Annotated in this window: 17 protein-coding genes; 4 read left to right on the forward strand and 13 right to left on the reverse strand. The window is 66.9% G+C overall.

The annotated features are described in order from the left end of the window. Window positions 1-81: 81 nt before the first annotated feature. The 4 genes from rsmA to BCEP18194_RS20375 are packed head-to-tail and all read right to left on the reverse strand — an operon-like array spanning window position 82 to window position 5,730. The gene (gene rsmA / locus BCEP18194_RS20360) at window positions 82-909 is read right to left on the reverse strand and encodes a 16S rRNA (adenine(1518)-N(6)/adenine(1519)-N(6))-dimethyltransferase RsmA (protein ID WP_011353140.1); all 828 of its coding nucleotides are present in this window, start codon (window positions 907-909) and stop codon (window positions 82-84) included. Between the two features lie 49 nt (window positions 910-958). Further along, entirely contained in the window at window positions 959-1,948 is a 990-nt protein-coding gene (gene pdxA, locus BCEP18194_RS20365) for a 4-hydroxythreonine-4-phosphate dehydrogenase PdxA (RefSeq protein ID WP_011353141.1), read from the reverse strand. 11 nt (window positions 1,949-1,959) lie between these two features. Next, window positions 1,960-3,318, reverse strand: coding sequence for a peptidylprolyl isomerase (locus BCEP18194_RS20370; RefSeq protein ID WP_011353142.1), 1,359 nt, complete (start codon window positions 3,316-3,318; stop codon window positions 1,960-1,962). Between the two features lie 51 nt (window positions 3,319-3,369). Next, window positions 3,370-5,730, reverse strand: a complete 2,361-nt coding sequence (locus BCEP18194_RS20375; RefSeq protein ID WP_011353143.1) for an LPS-assembly protein LptD — start codon at window positions 5,728-5,730, stop codon at window positions 3,370-3,372. A 223-nt stretch (window positions 5,731-5,953) separates the two neighbouring features. Between BCEP18194_RS20375 and BCEP18194_RS20380 the strand changes: the two genes are divergently transcribed. Both BCEP18194_RS20380 and murU read left to right on the forward strand, forming a co-directional pair. Continuing rightward, window positions 5,954-7,003, forward strand: coding sequence for an aminoglycoside phosphotransferase family protein (locus tag BCEP18194_RS20380; protein WP_011353144.1), 1,050 nt, complete (start codon window positions 5,954-5,956; stop codon window positions 7,001-7,003). Between the two features lie 31 nt (window positions 7,004-7,034). Next, window positions 7,035-7,754 (forward strand): N-acetylmuramate alpha-1-phosphate uridylyltransferase MurU, encoded by a 720-nt coding sequence (gene murU / locus BCEP18194_RS20385; protein WP_011353145.1) that lies wholly within the window; start codon window positions 7,035-7,037, stop codon window positions 7,752-7,754. A gap of 198 nt (window positions 7,755-7,952) precedes the next feature. Here the strand turns inward: murU and BCEP18194_RS20390 are convergent, their stop codons facing one another. Continuing rightward, window positions 7,953-9,824 carry an ABCB family ABC transporter ATP-binding protein/permease gene (locus BCEP18194_RS20390; RefSeq protein WP_011353146.1) on the reverse strand — a complete coding sequence of 624 codons (1,872 nt, stop codon included), beginning with the start codon at window positions 9,822-9,824 and terminating at the stop codon, window positions 7,953-7,955. Window positions 9,825-9,999: 175 nt separating this feature from the next. Between BCEP18194_RS20390 and BCEP18194_RS20395 the strand changes: the two genes are divergently transcribed. Continuing rightward, window positions 10,000-10,395, forward strand: coding sequence for an acyl-CoA thioesterase (locus BCEP18194_RS20395; protein WP_041492954.1), 396 nt, complete (start codon window positions 10,000-10,002; stop codon window positions 10,393-10,395). A gap of 45 nt (window positions 10,396-10,440) precedes the next feature. Here the strand turns inward: BCEP18194_RS20395 and BCEP18194_RS20400 are convergent, their stop codons facing one another. Beyond that, window positions 10,441-10,923, reverse strand: coding sequence for a nitrate reductase associated protein (locus tag BCEP18194_RS20400; RefSeq protein WP_011353148.1), 483 nt, complete (start codon window positions 10,921-10,923; stop codon window positions 10,441-10,443). A 115-nt stretch (window positions 10,924-11,038) separates the two neighbouring features. Between BCEP18194_RS20400 and fdhD the strand changes: the two genes are divergently transcribed. Next, on the forward strand, window positions 11,039-11,881 hold the full coding sequence (fdhD, locus tag BCEP18194_RS20405) for a formate dehydrogenase accessory sulfurtransferase FdhD (RefSeq protein ID WP_423752839.1): 843 nt from the start codon (window positions 11,039-11,041) through the stop codon (window positions 11,879-11,881). Between the two features lie 51 nt (window positions 11,882-11,932). Here the strand turns inward: fdhD and BCEP18194_RS20410 are convergent, their stop codons facing one another. From BCEP18194_RS20410 to nudB, 7 genes are all read right to left on the reverse strand, one after another. Continuing rightward, window positions 11,933-12,700 carry an enoyl-CoA hydratase gene (locus BCEP18194_RS20410; protein WP_011353150.1) on the reverse strand — a complete coding sequence of 256 codons (768 nt, stop codon included), beginning with the start codon at window positions 12,698-12,700 and terminating at the stop codon, window positions 11,933-11,935. Window positions 12,701-12,791: 91 nt separating this feature from the next. After that, window positions 12,792-13,991, reverse strand: coding sequence for an acetyl-CoA C-acyltransferase (locus BCEP18194_RS20415; RefSeq protein WP_011353151.1), 1,200 nt, complete (start codon window positions 13,989-13,991; stop codon window positions 12,792-12,794). A gap of 27 nt (window positions 13,992-14,018) precedes the next feature. Further along, window positions 14,019-16,454: a 3-hydroxyacyl-CoA dehydrogenase/enoyl-CoA hydratase family protein gene (locus BCEP18194_RS20420; RefSeq protein WP_041492955.1), complete on the reverse strand. Its 2,436-nt coding sequence runs from the start codon at window positions 16,452-16,454 to the stop codon at window positions 14,019-14,021. 113 nt (window positions 16,455-16,567) lie between these two features. Then, window positions 16,568-18,355, reverse strand: a complete 1,788-nt coding sequence (locus tag BCEP18194_RS20425; protein ID WP_041492956.1) for an acyl-CoA dehydrogenase C-terminal domain-containing protein — start codon at window positions 18,353-18,355, stop codon at window positions 16,568-16,570. A 58-nt stretch (window positions 18,356-18,413) separates the two neighbouring features. Continuing rightward, window positions 18,414-19,013 (reverse strand): TetR/AcrR family transcriptional regulator, encoded by a 600-nt coding sequence (locus BCEP18194_RS20430; RefSeq protein WP_006751498.1) that lies wholly within the window; start codon window positions 19,011-19,013, stop codon window positions 18,414-18,416. 200 nt (window positions 19,014-19,213) lie between these two features. Further along, window positions 19,214-20,488: a cardiolipin synthase ClsB gene (gene clsB, locus BCEP18194_RS20435; protein ID WP_011353154.1), complete on the reverse strand. Its 1,275-nt coding sequence runs from the start codon at window positions 20,486-20,488 to the stop codon at window positions 19,214-19,216. Continuing rightward, window positions 20,485-20,979, reverse strand: a complete 495-nt coding sequence (gene nudB, locus BCEP18194_RS20440) for a dihydroneopterin triphosphate diphosphatase (RefSeq protein WP_011353155.1) — start codon at window positions 20,977-20,979, stop codon at window positions 20,485-20,487. Before nudB ends, clsB begins: the two co-directional genes overlap by 4 nt. Window positions 20,980-21,126: the final 147 nt, after the last annotated feature.

A 21,126-nucleotide genomic window follows, 5' to 3' on the forward strand; every position in this document is an offset into this window, starting at 1 on the left:
CCCGTCCACGCAATAAAAAAGGCTGCCCCACGGGGCAGCCTCTTCCGCACATCCGCTCCGGCGCGGCGCGCGAGACTCGCCTTAGCCGGCCTTGCGCACCGCCGCGAGCGCCTGCGCGACGCCGACGTATTCGGCCACGCTCACATCCTCCGCGCGGCGCGCGAGATCGAAGCCGAGCGCGTCGAAATCAATCGTCTCGCGATAGTCGCCGAGCGTATTGCGCAGCATCTTGCGGCGCTGCGAGAACGCAGCGGTGACGACTTCGCCGAGCAGCACGGGATCGACGTCCGGCAGTTCGTGCGGCTCGTACGGAATCATCCGGACGATCGCCGAATCGACCTTCGGCGGCGGCTGGAACGATTCCGGCGGCACGTCGAGCATCTTCTCCATCACGTAGCGGTACTGCAGCATCACCGACAGCCGCGAAAACGCCTTCGTGCCCGGCTCCGCGACCATCCGTTCGACGACTTCGTTCTGCAGCATGAAGTGCTGGTCGATGACCGCATCGGCGAACGTCATCAGGTGAAACAGCAGCGGGCTGGAAATGTTGTACGGCAGGTTGCCGACGATCCGCAGCGACGGCTTGTCGCCGGGCGCCGCGAGCGACCGGAAGTCGAACGCGAGCGCGTCGCCCGCGTGCAGTTCGAGCAGCGCGCCGAAGCGTTGCTGCAGGCGCCCGATCAGGTCGCGGTCGAGCTCGACCGCATGCAGCGGCGACTCGGGCGTCGCGAGGCGCTCGATCAGCGGCTCGGTCAGTGCGCCGAGCCCGGGGCCGATCTCGACCATGCGCTGGCCGCGCGCGGGGCCGATCGTCGAGACGATCGAGTCGATCACGCCGTGATCGACGAGGAAGTTCTGCCCGAAGCGCTTGCGCGCGAAATGGCCTTGGTGCTGTCTGCTGTTCGACATCGACTGAGTAAAACGAAAAATACGACGAAAGAGGTAAAGCCGGGCCGCGTCAGGCCGTGCGGCGATGGCGCGCCATCGTGACGGCCGTGTCGAGCGCGGCGATCATGCTGCCCGGATCCGCGCGGCCCGTGCCGGCCAGATCGAGCGCCGTGCCGTGATCGACCGACGTCCGGATGATCGGCAGCCCGAGCGTCACGTTGATGCCCTCGCCGAACGTCGCATACTTCAGCACGGGCAGCCCCTGGTCATGGAACATCGCGAGCACGCAATCGGCATCGGCGAGATGGCGCGGCTGGAACAGCGTGTCGGCCGGATACGGGCCGCGCGCGTCGATGCCCTGCGCATTCGCGCGGGCCAGCGCCGGCGAGATCACGTCGATCTCCTCGCGGCCGAGATAACCGTTCTCGCCCGCGTGCGGGTTCAGGCCCGTCACGAGGATGCGCGGTGCGGCCAGGCCGAAGTCGCGCCGCAGATCGCGATCGATGATCGCAAGCGTCTCGACGAGCCCGTCGATCGTGAGTGCGGCCGACACGTCCTTCAATGGCAGGTGCGTGGTCGCGAGCGCGACGCGCAGCGGCTGGTGGCCGGTACCGGCCAGCATCATCACGACACGCGGCGTATGCGTGCGCTCCGCCAGGTATTCGGTATGGCCGGTGAACGGCACGCCCGCATCGTTGATCGTGCTCTTTTGCAGCGGCGCGGTGACGATCGCGTCGTACCGGCCTGCCAGTGCGCCGTCGATCGCCGCGTCGAGCAACCCGAGCACGTACGGGCCGTTCGCAGCGTCCAGCCGGCCCGCCTGCACAGGCACGGCGAGCGCGTGATGCGCGACCGACACCGGCCCGCTGCCGGCCAGCGTGGCCCGGTCGGCGCCGACGGCCGCCGCGCGCGCGTCGAGCAGCGCCGCATCGCCGAGCACGGTGAAATGTGCGTCGGGCCAGCGCTGCGCGGCATCACGCAGCGCCTGCACGGTCAGCTCCGGGCCGACCCCCGCGGGTTCGCCAGTCGTGATCGCGATCTGCAGCGCGGGCGTGGTCATCTGAAACTCGCTCAGTTCGCCGGACCGACGCCGCCGATCTTGTACTGCACGTACGACGAATCGCGCAGCTCGCGCAGCCAGTCGGCATACGCCTGCTCGGCCTTGCGCTGGCCGATCGCCTGACGCGCGATATCCATCTGCTGCTGCACCGAACCTTCCGCTTCGCGGCGGCTCAGCACCTGGATCAGGTGGTAACCGTACTCGGTACGGATCGGCTGGCTGATCTGGCCGTCCTGCAGGTTGTTCATCGCGCGCTCGAATTCCGGCACGGTCTCGCCCGGGCTGATCCAGCCGAGATCGCCGCCCTGCGACGCCGAACCGTCCTGCGAGTAGGTGCGCGCGAACTTCGCGAAATCGCCGCCGGCCTCGACCTGGTTGCGGATGTCGGCCAGTTGCTGGCGCGCCTGGCCTTCCGACTTGCCCTCACCCACGCGCAGCAGGATGTGGCGCACGTGCGTCTGGACGATCTTCGGTGCGGCGGCAGTCGCGCCCTGGCTCTGGCGGCGGTCGACGAGACGCACGATCTCGAAGCCGTCCGGCACGCGGATCAGCGTCGGGTTGACCTGGCCCGGGCGCAGCTTCGACGCGGCGTCGACGACGTCCGCCGGCAGCGCGCTCGGCGCCTTGAAGCCGAGGTCACCGCCCTTCTTCGCGTCGTTCGCTTCCGAATTGTTCTTCGCGAGCTTCTCGAAATCGGCGCCCGACTTCGCCTGCTGCAGCAACGCGTCAGCCTTCTTCTGCGCGGCTTCGATGTCGGCCTGCGGCGCGTTGGTCGGCGCCTTGATGAAGATGTGCTGGAAGCGCAGGTCCTGCTGCTGCGACGCGTTCGGCCCGCGCTGGCTCGCGATGTAGTTCGCGACTTCGGCGTCCGACACGGTGATCTTGCCGTCGACCTCGCGCTCGCGCAGCTTCGACAGCATCAGTTCGGTGCGCGCGTCGCTCGTGAAGACGCTCCAGGGCACGCCTTGCGCCTCGAGACGCCCGCGGTACTGCTCGAGCGTCATGCCGTTCGCCTGCGCGAGACGCTGCAGCGTGGACTGCACGGTCGCGTCGTCGATGCGGATCCCGTCGTCCTTGGCCTTCTGCACCTGGATACGTTCGAGCACCATCTGGTTCAGCACCTGCGCGCGCAACTGGTCGGTCGGCGGCACGGGGGCATTCTGCTGCTGCAGCCGGCGCGCGATCAGGCCGGCACGCTGGTCAAGTTCGCGGCCCGTGATCACGTCGTTGTTGACGACCGCGACGACTTCGTCGGCGAGCTGCGCACCTTGCGAACCGAGCGCCTGCGCCGCGGCCGGCGCGGCGGCGAGCAGCGCGGAGGCCGCAGCGAGGCTGGACACGACTGCCGCGAAACGAAGGGTTTTCTTCATTGCCACTGGAACTCCATTGAAATCGTGCTGACCGGTGCAGACAAGCCGGCGTTACTCGTAGTTGCTGAAGCGGGACATCGGCGGCGGCGGCGGCGGCAGCGGCGTGTAGCCCGGCACCCCGGCGCGGAATGCGGACACGAGGCCGTTATCGACGGTCGACAGGCCCTTGAGCGTCAGCTGCATCATGACTCGCGTCGACGAGTTCTGCTGTCCCGACGAATTGATGCCGTTCGCTGCCCGTTGCACCCCGACCCCGAGCGCCCAGCAGTCCGCGTCGTATTGTAAGCCGACCAGACCGTCGACTACGCGATCGCCCGCGAGGTCGTAGTTGAAGCGGCCGATCGCATACAGGCGGCGCGTGAGCGGCCATTGCGCGGAGATCAGGAACTGGTTGATCGGCTGGTTGTCGAGCGTGGTGTTCGATCGCGTGTAGCGGTAGCCGACGTTGATCACGCGGCGCTCGCCCGGGCTGTAGCCGAAACCGACGCTCGACTTCACGAGCTGGTTGTTGTTCTGGTTGTACTGGAACGCCGTCTCCGACATGAAGCCCGAGCCGAGCTTCAGCGCGGCGCCGACGATCAGGTCCGAGTGGCGCGCCTGCACGGCGGACTGCCCGGAATTCAGCGTGACGCGCTGATCGGCGAAGTAGTACTGCTGCGCGATCACGAAGCGCGCACGCTCGTCGCCGGTGCGCGGATCGATGAAGCGCGACGTCAGGCCGGCCGTGATCCGGTTCGCATCGGCGATCCGGTCGTTGCCGACGAACGTGTTCGGCTGGTAGATCTCCGCGAGGCCGAAGTCCGATTCCGCGGAGTCGAACAGCGGGGCGTTCGACTGGTCGCGATACGGCGTGTACACGTAGTACAGGCGCGGCTCGAGGGTCTGGATGAAGTCCTGGCCGAACAGGCGCACCGAGCGGTCGAAGATCAGCCCCGTATCGAAGCTCACGGTCGGGATCGACTCGGTGAAGCGCTTCGGGCTGTTCGGCGTGGTCGACGACAGGTAGTTCAGGTCGTACGACGCGAAGTGGTACTGGACCTTCGGCACGACGAAATAGCCGGGGCCGTACACGCCGTATGCGATATACGGATTGAAGACGATCCGGTCGCCTTCGGTCGCATCGGCCGTCGTGATGCGGAACCGCGAATAGTCGGCTTCCGCGCCGAAGTCGAAGCCGCCGACGTTGTACTTCGTGTACTTCACGTTCAACTGCGGCTCGCGGCTGTAAGGCGCGATCGACGGCGGCAGCGTCTGCCAGTGCTGGTAGCGCGCGAGCACCGACCACGGGCCGTTGTTGTACGTGAGGCCTGCTTCCTGCTGGTACAGCGTCTGCGTCCCGTTGACGAACTGGTTCGTCGACCCGAGGTCTTCCGGATACGTAGTGTCCGAGACCTTGTTGTAGTAGACGTAGCCGCCGAAGCCGCCGCCGAAGTTCTGCTGGTGCTGCCAGTAGATCGCGTAACGGTTGCGGTGCGCGAGCCGGTCATCCGGCAGGTAATTCGCCGTAAACGTGCCCGAATACGACGGCGACAGGTAGCGGAACGTCGCCTCGGTCATCACGCCGCGCCGCGAGATGATGCGTGGCGTGAGCGTCAGGTCGCGGTTCGGCGCGATGTTGAAGTAGTACGGCAGCGACAGTTCGAAGCCGTTGCTCGAGTTCATCGCGAACGTCGGCGGCAGCAGGCCGCTGCGCCGCTCGCCCGACAGCGGGAACGTCATCCACGGGCTCGCGAAGATCGGCACGCCCTGGAAGAACAGCACGCCGTTACGCGCGGTGCCTTCGTCGGCGCCCGTATCGAAGTCGAAGCGGCTGCCCTTGATGTACCACGCGGGGTTCGTCGAGCACTGGCACGCGGTGTAGGTGCCGTTGACGAACACCGAGCGCTCGTTGTCGACCATGTCGACGCGTTCCGCGCTGCCCGACCCGCCCGTCATGTTGAAGTGATACTTCGGCGCCGTCATGAAGCCCTGGTTCGCCTCGATCTTCAGGTGCGCCTCGGGGCCCGCGAACGACGTGCCGGAATTGTTGATCCTGACCTGGCCGTACGCATCGGCCATGTCGGTATCCTGATCGTAGTGGATCGCGTCGGCCTTCACGACCACGTCACCGCGCCGCAGTTCGGCCGAACCCTTCGCGGCAAGATCCTGCTCGGCCGTGCCGCTCGTGTGGTCGGCGATCACGAAGGCGGCGGGCTTCGCGCCGTCCTTCAGCGGGCGATCCTCGAGCTGGGGCGCGAGACGCAGATCCCACGGCGAGTCGAGCGGCTGCGGCTGCGCGGCCGCGCCCGACAGCTGCGCGTACGACACGGCCGGCACGAGGCCAGGCACGGCCAGGAGCGCGAGCGCGAGCCGCCGTTTGCGCGGCGCCCCGTCACCGGGGAAAACATTCGGGAATAGCGGTTTGGGCGGCATCTATCGTTTGGCGAATCGCCCCTTGTCAACCGCGCCGTCGCGGCACATTCGCGCGCGGCGGGCCGCACCGTCGCACCGCGACTGCGGCTGAGCGCAAACCGGGGAGGCGTTCGGGTGACGGCGCGACAGGCGGCGGGCCTGCACGGCGGAAAGCTGACGCGGGGCGCGTCAAAAAAGTCGTGGGGTATTATATGGCAAGACGTTCCCCCCTCCTCCGAGTTTCATGACGCCCCCATCCGCCGCATCCCAGCCCGACACCCGCCTCGAAGCGCTCACCGCGTGGCTGCACCCGCTCGCCGAACGCTATGCGCTCGACCTGTCGACCCTCGCGCCCGCATCGTCGGACGCCAGTTTCCGCCGCTATTTCCGTGTCGCATCGGCCACGAGCGCCGGCGGCACGCTGATCGCCGTCGACGCGCCGCCGCCCGAGAAGTGCCGCGAATTCGTCCAGGTCGCGCAACTGCTCGCCGCGGCCGGCGACCACGTGCCGGACGTGCTGGCCCACGATTTCGATGCAGGTTTCATGCTCGTGACCGATCTCGGCCGCACGTCGTACATCTCGGTGCTCGATCCGGCCGACCCGGCCGCCGCGAAGCCGCTGATGCGCGCGGCGCTCGACGCACTGATCCGCTTCCAGCTCACGTCGGCGCCCGACGTGCTGCCGCCGTTCGACGAGGCATTCCTGCGCCGCGAGATGGAGCTGATGCCCGAATGGTTCGTCGGCCGCCACCTCGGCAAGCCCGTCACCGACGCGATGCGCGGCACGCTCGACCGCACCTTCGCGCTGCTGGTCGCCAGCGCGCACGCGCAGCCGCAGGGTTTCATGCTGCGCGATTTCATGCCGCGCAACCTGATGGTGTGCGAGCCGAACCCGGGCATCCTCGACTTCCAGGACGCCGTCTACGGGCCGCTGACGTACGACGTCGTGTCGCTGCTGCGCGATGCCTTCATCAGCTGGGACGAGGAGTTCGAGCTCGACTGCTTCGCGTACTACTGGGAAAAGGCGAAAAAGGCCGGCCTGCCGGTCGACCCCGATTTCGGCGAGTTCTACCGCCAGCTCGAATGGATAGGGCTGCAGCGCCACATCAAGGTGCTCGGCCTGTTCGCGCGGATCAATTACCGCGACGGCAAGCCGCACTACCTGAACGACCTGCCGCGCTTCATCGCCTATGCGCGCAAGGTCGCGCTGCGCTACCGCCCGCTCGTGCCGTTCGCGAAGCTGCTCGACGAGCTCGAGGGCAGCGCGCCGGCCGACGTGGGCTACACCTTCTGATCGCTCCGACTCTCCTGACACCCGGCCGAACATGAGCACCACCCTGACCACGGCGATGATCTTCGCCGCCGGGCGCGGCGAACGGATGCGCCCGCTCACCGACACCCGCCCGAAGCCGCTGCTCGAAGCGGGCGGCAAGCCGCTGATCGTGTGGCAGATCGAAGCGCTCGCCCGCGCGGGCATCGAGACGATCGTGATCAACCACGCGTGGCTCGGCGAGCAGATCGAGGCTGCGCTCGGCGACGGCTCGCGCTGGGGCGTGCGGCTCGTGTATTCGGCCGAGGGCGAGGCACTGGAAACCGCGGGCGGCATCGCACAGGCGTTGCCGCTGCTCGAGCACGACGGGCAGCCGGCCGTGTTCGCGGCGGTCAGCGGCGACGTGTACTGCGCGTTCGACTACCGGTCGCTCGCACCGCGCGCCGCCCGGATGGCCGCGCTCGACGCACCGGCGATGCACCTCGTGATGGTGCCGAACCCGCCGTTCCACCCGGCCGGCGACTTCGCGCTCGGCGACGACGGCCGCCTTGCGCTCGACGGCGCCGCGCGCTTCACGTTCGGCAACATCGGCCTGTACGACACGCGGATGTTCCGCGATCTCGCGCCCGGCACGCGGCGCGCGCTGACGCCGTACTATCGCGCGGCGATCGAGGCCGGCCGCGCGAGCGGCGAACTGTATGAAGGAATCTGGGAGAACGTCGGCACGCCCGCGCAGCTCGGCGAGCTGGATGCGCGGCTGCGCGCCGTGAAGTGACCGGCTGACGGGTCGTCGGGCCGATCGATCAGACGGCTGGTGAGCTGACGGGCGGGTTGGCCGGCAAACCGGCCGGGTCGGCCTGGCTGATCAATAGGTTAGCCGGCCCCGAGCCTGCCCGCCCCTCCTGCCCGCCCGACTCCCGCGCATCAGGCACGCCGCCTTCCCGCTGCGCGCCCCCGTGCGCGGCACCGCCGCTCACGCGGCTTCCGCCTCTTCCCCGCCCGCCGCCGCACGCTGCTGCTGCAGCGCCCACATCTGTGCATACAACCCGTCGGCACGCACGAGTTCGTCGTGCGTGCCACGCTCGACGATCCGCCCGTGGTCCATCACGAGGATCTGCTGCGCATGCACGACCGTCGACAGCCGGTGCGCGATCACGAGCGTCGTGCGATGCCGCGCGATCTGGTCGAGTTCGTGCTGGATCGCGCGCTCCGAGCGCGAATCGAGCGCCGACGTCGCTTCGTCGAACAGCAGCACCGGCGGATCCTTCAACAGCGTGCGCGCGATCGCGACGCGCTGCTTCTCGCCGCCCGACAGCTTCAGCCCGCGCTCGCCGACCGGCGTGTCATAACCCTTCGGCAGGCTTTCGATGAAATCGTGGATGTGCGCGGCGCGTGCGGCCGCGATCACCTCGTCGCGAGTCGCGGTCGGCCGGCCGTACGCGATGTTGTAGTAGATCGAGTCGTTGAACAGCACGGTGTCCTGCGGGACGATCCCGATCGACGCGCGCAGCGAGTCCTGCCTGACGTCGCGGATATCCTGCCCGTCGATCCGGATCGCACCGCCCGCCTGCCGGTCGAGATCGTAGAAGCGGAACAGCAGCCGCGACAGCGTCGACTTCCCGGAGCCGCTGTGGCCAACCACCGCGGTCGTCGTGCCCGCGTCGATCGTGAACGACACGTCGTGCAGGATCTGCCGCGCCGGCTCGTACGCAAAATTCACGTGCTCGAAGCGCACCTGCGCGCCGGCCACCGCGAGCGGCTGCGCATCGGGCAGGTCGGCCACTTCCTTCGCGGCCGACAGCAGCCCGAACATCCGGTCCATGTCGGTGAGGCTCTGCTTCAGCTCGCGATAGACGACGCCGAGAAAGTTCAGCGGGATGTACAGCTGCAGCATGAACGTGTTGATCAGCACCAGATCGCCGAGCGTCAGCTTGCCCGCGAGCACGCCCTGCGTCGCGCGCCACAGGATGAACACGAGCCCCGTGCCGATGATCGCCTGCTGGCCGAAGTTCAGCACCGACAGCGAATTCTGCGAGCGAATCGCGGCCTTCCGGTAGCGCTTCAGGTTCTCGTCGTAGCGCTGCGCTTCCCACTCTTCGTTGCCGAAATACTTGACCGTCTCGTAGTTGATCAGCGAATCGATCGCCCGCGAATTCGCGCGCGAATCGAGCTCGTTCATCGTGCGACGGAAATGCGTGCGCCAGTTGGTGACTTTCACCGTGAACACGATGTACGTGACCAGCGCCGCGAACGTCACGTACGCGTAATAGGCCTCGTACTTGACCACGAAGAAGCCGAGCACGAGCCCGACCTCGACGAGCGTCGGCAGGATGCTATACAGCGAATACGAAATCAACTGCTGGATGCCGCGCGTGCCGCGCTCGATGTCGCGCGACATGCCGCCGGTCTGGCGCTCCAGGTGAAACCGCAGCGACAGCCCGTGCAGGTGCCGGAACACCTGCAGCGCGAGCTGGCGCACCGCGCTCTCGGTGACCTTCGAGAACAGGATCTCGCGCAGCTCGGTAAACAGGGAAGTGGACAGCCGCACGAGCGCATACGCGACGACCAGCAGCCCCACGCCGCCCGCAAGCACGATGCCGGCCGACTGTTCGGCGCGGCCGATCGCGGTGATCTGCTGGACGTAGGACAGGTGGTCGACGATGCGCTTCATCACGACCGGCACGCCGAGGTTCGCGACCTTCGCGCCGATCAGGCAGCCGAGGGCGAGCGCGACGCGCCATTTGTAGGTGGTCAGGTACGGCAGCAGCGACCGGATGGTCTGCCAGTCGTTGCGGGGCCCGGTTGAAGCCGGCGCGGGCTCACCGGAAGCAGGAAATCGGCGCATGGGGGGAAGGATCGGCGGCGGTGCCGGACGCGTGCGACGGCGGCCGGCTCGCTCACTTTCTCGTACAATTTGCGAACGTTGTATTGTCGCAGAAGCCGCTTCGCGCCGCTGCCGGCGCCCTCGCCGGCCGGCATGCGCGCGGCGGCGTATTTATTACAGGATGAAAGCCCCCGTCATGACCGATTCGACCCTCGAACTCCCGCAAAAGCAGCCCGCGCTGCGCGTCGTCCCGCAACCGCACGACGCGAACGTCCACGGCGACGTGTTCGGCGGCTGGATCATGTCGCAGGTCGACATCGCCGGCTCGATCCCCGCGAGCCAGCGCGCGAACGGTCGCGTCGCGACGGTCGCGGTCAACTCGTTCGTGTTCAAGCAGCCGGTGTTCGTCGGCGATCTGCTGAGCTTCTACGCGACCATCACGCGCACCGGCAATACGTCGATCACGGTCGACGTCGAGGTGTACGCGCAGCGCATGCGCCTGATGGGCGAAGTCGTAAAGGTCACCGAAGCGACGCTCACCTACGTCGCGACCGGCACCGACCGCAAGCCGCGGCAACTGCCACCGCTCTGACGGGCGAGCGCCGCACGGCGGCGCTTCCCCCTGCCTTCGGCCAGCTCAGTGCGTGGCCGTCAGCCCGAACTCCCGCATCGCGGGCAGGAAATCGTGGTTCAGCTTCGGCTTGCGCGACAGCTTCACCAGCACGTAGCGCTGGAACGGCGCGAGCCGCTGCCACTGCGCAAGCTCGGGCGCCATCAGCCCGGCCAGCGCGCTCTGCTGTACGAGCGACTCCGGCACGATGTCGGTGGCGCGCCAGGTCGGCTGCTCGTCCGGCTGGAACCACGATGGTTCCAGATCCGCGTGCGTGCGCAGCATTTCGAACAGCGCGTGATCGAAGTTGGGCTCGATCGCGGTGTCGTCGTCGGCCGGAAAGCGCGCGAGCAGCTTGCGGTCCTCGAGCGGCAGCAACTGCCACTGCTCCAGTGAAATCCGCAGACCAAAACGGTCGAGATTGAAACGCACGATCATCGGGATGTACGTGAAGTTTTCCGATGAATCGTGTTCGAAGGTGAATAGCAGTGGAGCGTCGCTGAGTCCCATGATCGTTACCTGACGTGGCGGATACCGGCGCGGCCGGCTTGCCTGAGGTATTTTAGAACCTCTGCGCGCGGGCGGCGGATACGATTGCCGCCGGCCTCGCGCCGAATCAACGGGAGTGCTCGTGAATCCGACCGAATCCGGTGACATGCGCGACGAACCGCGCGGCGCGATCGAACTGTCCGTGCGCCGCACGCGCGGCGGCGCCGTCGAAACCGCCCACGACTACGTGGGCCAGGAATGGCCCGTCGCGCTCGTCTTCAACGGCATCTCGCATGCGGTGATGATGTGTACGCCGTGCGACCTCGAAGCATTCGCGGTCGGTTTCGCGATCTCGGAAGGGATCGTCGCGCGCGGCAGCGACATCAAGGACATCGACGTGATCCTGCACGCCGACGCGCCGCTGCCACACGCGGAAGTCCACCTGGAAGTCGTCCAGCAGGCGTTCGCCGCGCTGAAGGATCGGCGCCGCGCGCTCGCGGGGCGCACCGGCTGCGGCGTATGCGGGATCGAAAGCATCGACCTGCTCGACCTCGCGCCCGAACGCGTGCCCGATACGGGCTTTCTTGCGCGCCTCGCACCCGACGCGCTGACGCGCGCCGCGCAGGCGCTGCCGGCCCACCAGGCGCTCACGCGGCTCACGGGCGGCCTGCATGCGGCTGCGTGGTGCGACGCAACAGGCGCGATCCGGATGGCGTTTGAAGATGTTGGCCGCCACAACGCACTCGACAAGCTGATCGGCTCGCTCGTGCTGTCGCGCGCCGACGCGACCGACGGCTTCGTGTTCCTGTCTAGCCGCGCGAGCTACGAGCTCGTGCGCAAGGCCGCACGGGTCGGCATCCCGCTGGTGGCAACCATCTCCGCGCCGTCGTCGCTCGCGATCGAGATCGCGAAAGCGGCCGGCTTGCGGCTCGTCAGCTTCTGCCGCGAAACCGGCCACGTCGACTACGGCACGGCCTGATCGCGCTCGCGGGAGTGCGCCGGCGGTCCGCCGCCGGCGTGCCCCGCTCCGTCAGTCGAACTGACGGAAATCCGGCTTGCGCTTCTCGAAGAACGCCGTCATCGCCTCGCGCGCTTCCGGTGCGCGCAGCATCGCGGCGAAGTGGCCCGCTTCCTCGGCCATCCGCGCCTGCGTCGCCACACCGCCCGTATCCTTGAGCAGCGCCTTCGTCACGCGCAGCGATGCCGCCGGCAGTGCCGCGAGCTTCGCCGCCTGCTTCGCCGCGAACGCGTCGAGCTCGGCCGCCGGCAGCACGCGGTTGACGATGCCGATCCGGTGCGCTTCCAGCGCGTCGAACGCCTCGCCGAGCAGCAGCTTCTCGGCCGCCACCTGATGGCCGGCCAGACGCGGCAGCAGCACGCTCGACGCAGCTTCCGGGCACAGCCCGAGCTGCGTGAACGGCAGCGAGAACGTCGCGGTGTCGGCCGCGTAGACCAGGTCGCAGTGCAGCAGCATCGTTACGCCGACGCCGATCGCCAGGCCCGGCACCGCAGCCACGATCGGCTTGCTCGCGCTGCTGATCCGCGCGAGAAACTGGAACACCGGCGCGGTGTCGTCCTTCGGCGGCGACTTCAGGAAATCCTCGAGATCGTTCCCCGCGGTGAAGTTGCCGTCGCCACCGCGCAGCAGGACCACGCGAACCGCCTTGTCTTCCTGCGCTTCGGCGAGTGCGTCGGCCATCGTCTGGTACATCGCCGCCGTCAGCGCGTTCTTCTTCGCCGGGCGCGCGATCGTGATCGTCATCACGCCATCGGCGCGTTCCACTTGAATTTCGGCCACAACCGTCTCCTTTGACTTTCCTCTATCGGAATGAAAAAACGGTGCGCGAGCTCGTGGCCCGCGCACCGTCGTCGCTCTTGTCCCGCTCCGCTTACAGGCGTTCGATGATGCCTGCGGCGCCCATGCCGGTGCCGACGCACATCGTGACCATCCCGTACTTCAGGTTACGGCGACGCAGGCCGTGCACGACGGTCGCCGCGCGGATCGCGCCGGTCGCGCCGAGCGGGTGGCCGAGTGCGATCGCGCCGCCCATCGGGTTGACCTTCGACGGGTCGAGGCCGAGATCGCGCATCACCGCCAGCGATTGCGCGGCGAACGCTTCGTTCAGCTCGATCCAGTCGAGATCGTCCTGCTTCAGGCCGGCGGCCTTCAGCGCGGCCGGAATCGCTTCCTTCGGACCGATGCCCATGATTTCCGGCGGCACGCCACGCACCGCGAAGCTCACGAAGCGCGCGAGCGGCGTCAGGTTGAATTCCTTGAGCACCTTCTCCGACACGACGAGCAGCGCGCCCGCGCCGTCCGACGTCTGCGAGCTGTTGCCGGCCGTGACCGAGCCCTTGTTCGCGAACACCGTGCGCAGCTTCGCGAGGCCTTCGATCGACGTATCCGCACGCGGACCTTCGTCGAGCGCGATCTCGCGCGTCTTCACGTCGACTTCACCCGTCGCGAGGTTCGGGAAACGCTCGGTGATCGTGTACGCGGCGATCTCGTCGTTGAACTCGCCAGCCTGCTGGGCGGCAAGCGCCTTGCGGTGCGACTCGACCGAGAACGCGTCCTGGTCTTCGCGGCTAACCTTCCATTGCTCCGCGACGCGCTCGGCCGTCAGGCCCATCCCGTACGCGATGCCGAAGTCTTCATTGCGATCGAAGATGTGCGGCGACATCGACGGCTTGTTGCCCATCATCGGCACCATGCTCATCGATTCGCAACCACCCGCGAAGATCGCGTCCGATTCGCCGACGCGAATGCGGTCGGCCGCCATGGCCAGCGCCGTGATGCCCGACGCGCAGAAGCGGTTGACCGTCACGCCGCCGACCGTCTGCGGCAGGCCTGCGAGCAGCGCACCCATCCGCGCGACGTTCAGGCCCTGCTCGGCTTCCGGAATCGCGCAACCGATGATCGCGTCTTCGATCAGCTTCGTGTCGAAGCCCGGCACCTGCGCCACCGCCGACTTCAGCGCGTGGACCAGCAGCTCGTCCGGGCGCGTGTTCTTGAAGACACCGCGCGGGGCCTTGCCGATCGGCGTGCGGCTGGCGGCGACGATGTATGCGTCTTGCAATTGTTTGCTCATTTGAGACTCCTTGCCTTATCCGCTCGCTCAGTTACGCACCGGCTTGCCGGTCTGCAACATGCCCATGATCCGTTCCTGCGTCTTCTGCGTGCCGAGCAGCTCGACGAACGCACGACGCTCCAGCGCGAGCAGCCACTGCTCGTCGACCAGGCTGCCGGCTTCGACGTCGCCGCCGCACACGGCTTCGGCGATGCGGCTCGCGATCAGGTAGTCGTGGTCGCTGATGAAGCGGCCGTCACGCATGTTGACGAGCGATGCCTTGATCGTCGCGATCGCCGAACGGCCTGCGACCGGCACGTCCTTCGCGCGCAGCGGTGCGCGATAGCCGGTTGCGGCCAGCGCACGCGCTTCCTTCTTCGCGGTGTCGAGCAGTTCGAATACGTTGAAGATGATCGTGTCGGACGGCTTCACGTAGCCCATCGCACGCGCATCGTGCGCGGACGCCGACACCTTCGCCATCGCCGCGTTCTCGAACGACTTCGTGACGAACTTCAGGATGTCGGTGGTCGCGTTCGCAGCCGTTGCGGCATCCGCTGCGCGCAGCGCCGCTTCCTTCAGGCCGCCGCCCGCCGGCACGAGGCCGACACCCACTTCGACGAGACCGATGTAGCTCTCGACGTGCACGACGCGCTTCGCGCTGTGCAGCATCAGCTCGCACCCGCCGCCGAGCGCGATGCCCGACACGGCCGCGACGACCGGCACGTTCGCGTACTTCACGCGCAGCATGCCTTCCTGGAACTTCTTCACGAACGGCTCGATGCCCTTCGCGCCGCCCATCATGAACGCGGGCATCGCCTCTTCGAGGTTCGCGCCGGCCGAGAACGGGCCGCCCGGCGTGCCGAGCTTCAGCGACGTCGGCTGCCAGATCACCACGCCCTTGTAGTCCTTCTCCGCGAGTTCGATTGCCTGCACGAGGCCGTCGATCACGCTCGGTCCGATCGTGTTCATCTTCGACTTGAACGACACGATCACGACGTCGTCTTCGCCCGCGCGGTCGTCGACCCATGCACGCACGGCGTCGGTCTCGAACAGCGTCTTGCCGTACGTCTTCGGATCGGCACCGGCTTCACCGAGCAGCGGCGCGCGGAATACCTGCTTGTCGTAGACCGCGAGGTCCGAACGCGGTACGAAGCGCTTCGCTGCCGGCGCCCACGAGCCTTCGGCCGTGTGCACGCCACCCTTTTCTGCAACCGCGCCCTCGAGCACCCATGACGGCAGCGGCACGTTTGCCAGTGCCTTGCCGGCCGCGATGTCTTCCTGCACCCACTCGGCGACCTGCTTCCAGCCGGCGGCCTGCCAGCCTTCGAACGGGCCTTCGTTCCAGCCGAAACCCCAGCGGATCGCGAGGTCGACGTCGCGCGCGTTGTCGGCGATCGATTCGAGATGCACGCCGATGTAGTGGAACACGTCGCGGAAGATCGACCACAGGAACTGCGCGTGCGGATGGTCCGTTTCACGCAGCAGCTTCAGGCGTTCCGCCGGCGGGCGCTTCAGGATGCGACCGACGGTTTCGTCCGCCTTCGCGCCCGAATCCACGTAGGTGCCCGTCTTCGCGTCGAGCACCTTGATCGCCTTGCCTTCCTTCTTGTAGAAACCGCCGCCCGTCTTCTGGCCGAGCGCGCCCTGCTTCACCAGTTCGGCGAGCACGGCAGGCGTCTGGTAGACCGGGAAGAACGGATCGTCGGCGAGGTTGTCCTGCATCGTCTTGATCACGTGCGCCATCGTGTCGAGGCCGACCACGTCCGCGGTGCGGAACGTCGCCGACTTCGCGCGGCCGAGGCGGCTGCCCGTCAGGTCGTCGACTTCGTCGAAGCGCAGGCCGAACTTGGCGGCTTCGGTGATCACGGCCAGGATCGAGAAGATGCCGACGCGGTTCGCGATGAAGTTCGGCGTGTCCTTCGCGCGCACGACACCCTTGCCGACGATGCTCGTCAGGAACGTCTCGAGCTGGTCGAGGATCTCCGGACGCGTATGCGCGGTCGGGATCAGTTCGACGAGGTGCATGTAGCGCGGCGGGTTGAAGAAGTGCACGCCGCAGAAGCGCGACTTCAGCTCGTCCGAGAAACCTTCGGACAGCTTCGTGATCGACAGGCCCGACGTGTTGGTCGCGAAGATCGCATTCGGCGCGATGTGCGGCGCGACCTTCTTGTACAGGTCGTGCTTCCAGTCCATCCGCTCGGCGATCGCTTCGATCACGACGTCGCACTCGGCGAGTTTCGCGATGTCGTCTTCGTAGTTCGCTGCTTCGAGGTACTTGGCGTCGTCCTTCACGCCGAACGGCGCGGGCGACAGCTTCTTCAGGCTCTCGATCGCCTTCAGCGCGATCGCGTTTTTCGGACCTTCCTTGGCCGGCAGGTCGAACAGCAGCACGGGCACGCGCGCGTTGATGAGGTGCGCGGCGATCTGCGCGCCCATCACGCCGGCGCCCAGCACGGCGACCTTGCGAATCAGGAAATTGCTCACGGGATGTCTCCGGATAGTGTCGTGCAGCGCGGGAGGTGTGGGCTGCACGGAGAAGTGAGTACCAGGAACCGTTGCGTTCGGGCGGCGCGCATCGCGCCCCGCCCGGACTCGCATCAGAACAGCGATTCGTCGACTTCCATCATCGTCTTCGAACCGGCGCGTGCGGCGCGGATCGTCGACGCCGTCTCGGGCAGCAGGCGCGCGAAGTAGAAGCGTGCCGTCGCGAGCTTCGACTTGTAGAACGGATCGCCCGACGCTTCGTTGTCGAGTGCGAGGCGCGCCATGCGCGCCCAGAAGTACGAGAACACCAGGTGACCGACGGTACGCAGGTACGGCACGGCCGCAGCGCCGACTTCGTCCGGGTTCTGCATCGCCTTCATGCCGATTTCCATCGTCAGCTTCTGCACCTTGTCGCCGATGTCGGCGAGCGGGTTGATGAACTCGGCCATTTCCGGCTTCACGCCTTCGGCTTCCGCGAATTCCGTGACGAGCTTGCCGAACTTCTTCAGCTTCGCACCCATGTCGCCGAGCACCTTGCGGCCCAGCAGGTCGAGCGACTGGATCGAGTTCGTGCCTTCGTAGATCATGTTGATCCGCGCGTCGCGCACGTACTGCTCCATGCCCCATTCGGAGATGAAGCCGTGGCCGCCGTAGATCTGCATCGCGTGGTTCGTGCACTCGAACGCGTTGTCGGTCAGGAACGCCTTGATGATCGGCGTGAGCAGCGCGACGAGGTCGGCCGCTTCCTTGCGCACCGCTTCATCGGCGTGCGACAGTTCCTTGTCGATCTGCAGCGCGGACCAGTACGTGAACGCGCGCGCGCCTTCCGCGTAGGCCTTCTGCGTGAGCAGCATGCGGCGCACGTCCGGGTGCACGATGATCGGGTCGGCCGGTTTGTCCGGTGCCTTCGGGCCCGTCAGCGAGCGCATCTGCAGGCGCTCCTTCGCATACGTCAGCGAGTTCTGGTACGCGACTTCCGTGAGGCCGAGGCCTTGCGCACCGACGCCGAGGCGGGCCGCGTTCATCATCACGAACATCGCGTTGAGGCCCTTGTTCGGCTCGCCGACCATCCAGCCCTTCGCGTTGTCGAGGTTCATCACGCAGGTCGAGTTGCCGTGGATGCCCATCTTGTGCTCGATCGAGCCGCACTTGATGCCGTTGCGCTCGCCCGGCGCGCCAGCCGCATCCGGAATGAACTTCGGCACGATGAACAGCGAGATCCCCTTCGTGCCTTGCGGCGCGTCCGGCAGGCGCGCGAGCACGAGGTGGATGATGTTCTCGGCCATGTCGTGCTCGCCGCTCGAGATGAAGATCTTCGTGCCGCTGATCGAGTACGAGCCGTCGCCGTTCGGTTCGGCCTTGGTGCGCAGGATGCCGAGGTCGGTGCCACAGTGCGGTTCGGTCAGGCACATCGTGCCCGTCCATTCGCCCGTCACGAGCTTCGGCAGGTAGGCTTTCTGCAGTTCCGGCGCGCCGTGCGCGTGCAGGCACTCGTAGGCGCCGTGCGACAGGCCCGGATACATCGTCCATGCCTGGTTCGCCGAGTTCATCATTTCGTAGAGCGCGTTGTTCACGAACGCGGGCAGGCCCTGGCCGCCGTAGTCCGGATCGCAGCCGAGCGCCGGCCAGCCGGCCTCGACGTACTGCTGGTAGGCCTCCTTGAAGCCGGTCGGGGTCTTCACGACGCCGTCGCCTTCATACGTGCAGCCTTCGCGGTCGCCGACCTGGTTCAGCGGGAACAGTACCTCGGAGCAGAACTTGCCCGCTTCCTCGAGGACCTGGTTGATCGTGTCGGCGTCGAGGTCCGCATGCTTGGGCATTTGCTTGACTTCGGCTTCGACGTTCAGAAGCTCGTGCAACACGAATTGCATGTCGCGCAGCGGCGCGGCGTACTGTCCCATGACTCTCTCCAAAGGTGGGCAAAACGGCTCGAGCTCCTGGCGGGCGGATCACGCTCCGCTAACGGCTCTCGCTCTGATACGAAACAATCGTCTTTTCCAGCGCGGCCCACGTGAGGCGCACGGCGTCCGGCGAATGCAGGAAGCGCGCGTCGTGATGCAGGCCGAGCGTGAAGCTGTACAACTCGAAGAGCATCAGGTCCGGATCGGTATCCGCACGCAGATGGCCTTCTTCCTTCGCCTGCGAAATGGCACGCAGCATCGCGGCACGCCAGGCCGTCACGCTTGCGATCAACTGCTCGCGCACGGGGCTGTCAGGCCGGTCGTCGTACTCGACGGCACCGCTGATGTAGATGCATCCGGTCGTTACCTCCTGGATGCGCTTCTCCGTCCAGCGGGCCAGCATCGCCCGAAGGCGCGGCAAGCCTCGCGGCTCGCGCAGGCTCGGAAAGAACACCTCGTTTTCGAAACGATGGTGATACTCGCGGACGACCTCGACCTGCAGGTCCTCACGCGATCCGAAGTGCGCGAACACACCGCTCTTGCTCATCTGCATGCGCTCGGCCAGCAGGCCGATCGTCAGCCCCTCCAGCCCGTCCCGGCTGGCGAGGTCCAAAGCAGCTTCAAGTATCGCGGCACGCGTCTGTTCGCCTTTTCGCATAGCTATTTCTGTAACCGTTCGGGGGTTCGAATAAAATCGAACGGCCGTACTATTATTGAGTGCAGCCGCTCGCGAAACAAGGAAATTATTAGAAACCGGTGTCTAACCGAGCCGCTATTTTGCGCGATTCCGGCGGGACCGGAGCGGCTTTTCCGCACGAACGTGCGGACAGATTTTTTGAAGCGAACGCTTAGTCTTCGTCAGTCGTAACCACCGACCGTCAGCGCCTTCATCACGAGACGATACGCCGTATAGGCAAGCCAGTTCAGCATGCGCTCGATACGCGGGCGCGCGGCGAATCGGGCGGGGTCGATTTCCCGGCCGTCGGCGAATGCGGCCGCGATCGCGTCGCGCAGTTCGTTCGTGACAGCATCGTAGCGCACCAGCACGACATTCGCTTCATTGTTCAGCATCAGGCTCAGCGCGTCCAGGTTCGACGAACCGACCGTCGCCCAATTGTCGTCGATCACGGCCACCTTGCCGTGCAGCATCGTCTTGTCGTATTCGGCCACGCGCACGCCTGCGCGCAGCAGCGCGTGATAGAGGAACGGCACGGCCGTATCGAGTGCCGCGAACTCCTTGCGGCCGATCAGGATCCGCACGTCGACGCCGCGTCGCGCGGCGCCCGTCAGCGCGCGGCGCAGCTTGCGGCCCGGCATGAAGTACGGATTAGCGAGCAGGATCCGCTGGCGCGCCTGGCCGATCGCCGCGAGATACGCCTTCTCGATCGCGCGGCGATTCACGACATTGTCGCGCGCGACGAACGCGACGCTCGGCTCCGTCACGACCCGCAGCGCGCCGGCCTTGATCCACCGATGGCTGCGCATCCAGCGCCGGAACATGTCGGGGAATGCTTCGCCGCCATGCAGCCCGGCCGCGTATTGCGCATACGGCTTGTGGCCGAACATGATCCGGTGCCACTGCAGTTCGAACGCGGCGCGCACGTCGGACACCGCGGGCCCCGCCATCTCGACCGCGAAATCCCAGCGTGGAAACGGCAGCGTCGTGCCGTTCTGCGCATAGTCGTCGATGATGTTGATGCCGCCGCAGAATGCGACCGCGTGATCGATCACCGCAAGCTTGCGATGCGTGCGCGAGAAGCCGAAGCGGCCGAACAGGAAACGGTTGTAGATGCAGTGCTCGACGCCGGCCGCGACCCACGTGTCGAACAGCGGCAGGCGTGCGGTGCCGATGCCGTCGGTGATCACGCGCACGCGCACGCCGCGCTGCGCCGCGCGGATCAGCGCGTCCGACACCGGCCGGCCGGCCGCGTCGTCGCAGAAGATGTAGGTTTCGAGCATCACCTGCTCGCGGGCGGCATCAATCCGCTCGATCAATGCCCGGAAGAACGCGCCGCCGCCTTCGCACAGCCGCACGGTATTGCCCGACGTGAAGGCGAGCCGCGACGCGGAACCGCGTTCCTGCAGGAACATCTGCCGCAATTGCGCGAAGCGCTTGCGGGCTTCCGCCGTCATGCGGACGAGCCGTGCGGCGCGCGCGAGAGTGCCACGCGGGCGGGCAGTTGCAGGATCGCTTCGGCGTTCGACGGCGAGAAGCAGCGCGCGGCCGCCTCGCGGAACGGCAGCCACGCATGGTCGACATGCTCGCGCGGCGACAGCGTCACGTCGACGCGATGCGGCACGCACAGGCCGAACCAGTGCTCGACGTTGCGCGTGACGCCCGGTGCGTAGCGGTGCAGGTATTGCGGATAGATCGCGTATTCGATCTTGTGGCGCCAGTCGACGAGCGCACTGGCCGGCACGTCCGGCGCGCCGGTCACGATGCCGGTTTCCTCGGCCACTTCGCGCGCGGCGGTGATCGCGAGCGGCTCGTCGAGCGCGTCCTTCGAGCCGGTCACCGATTGCCAGAAATCGGGCTGGTCGGCACGCTTGATCACGAGCACATCAAGGTCGGGCGTGTAGATCACGACAAGAACGGATTCGGGGATTTTCGGCGGCTTCGTCATCGTTGTTTCATGCAGCTCGGGGCCGCGCGCCGGGCATGTGCTCCGAACGGGCGGCAAGTGCTGCGACTGTACCGCAAAAAACGAAAAAGGCGCATCGCTGCGCCTTTTTCATGTGCGTCGTGTGCGCGCGAACGCACACACGACCGG

Origin of the sequence: Burkholderia lata, assembly GCF_000012945.1 — a bacterium.
In the GTDB taxonomy this organism is placed as follows: domain Bacteria; phylum Pseudomonadota; class Gammaproteobacteria; order Burkholderiales; family Burkholderiaceae; genus Burkholderia; species Burkholderia lata.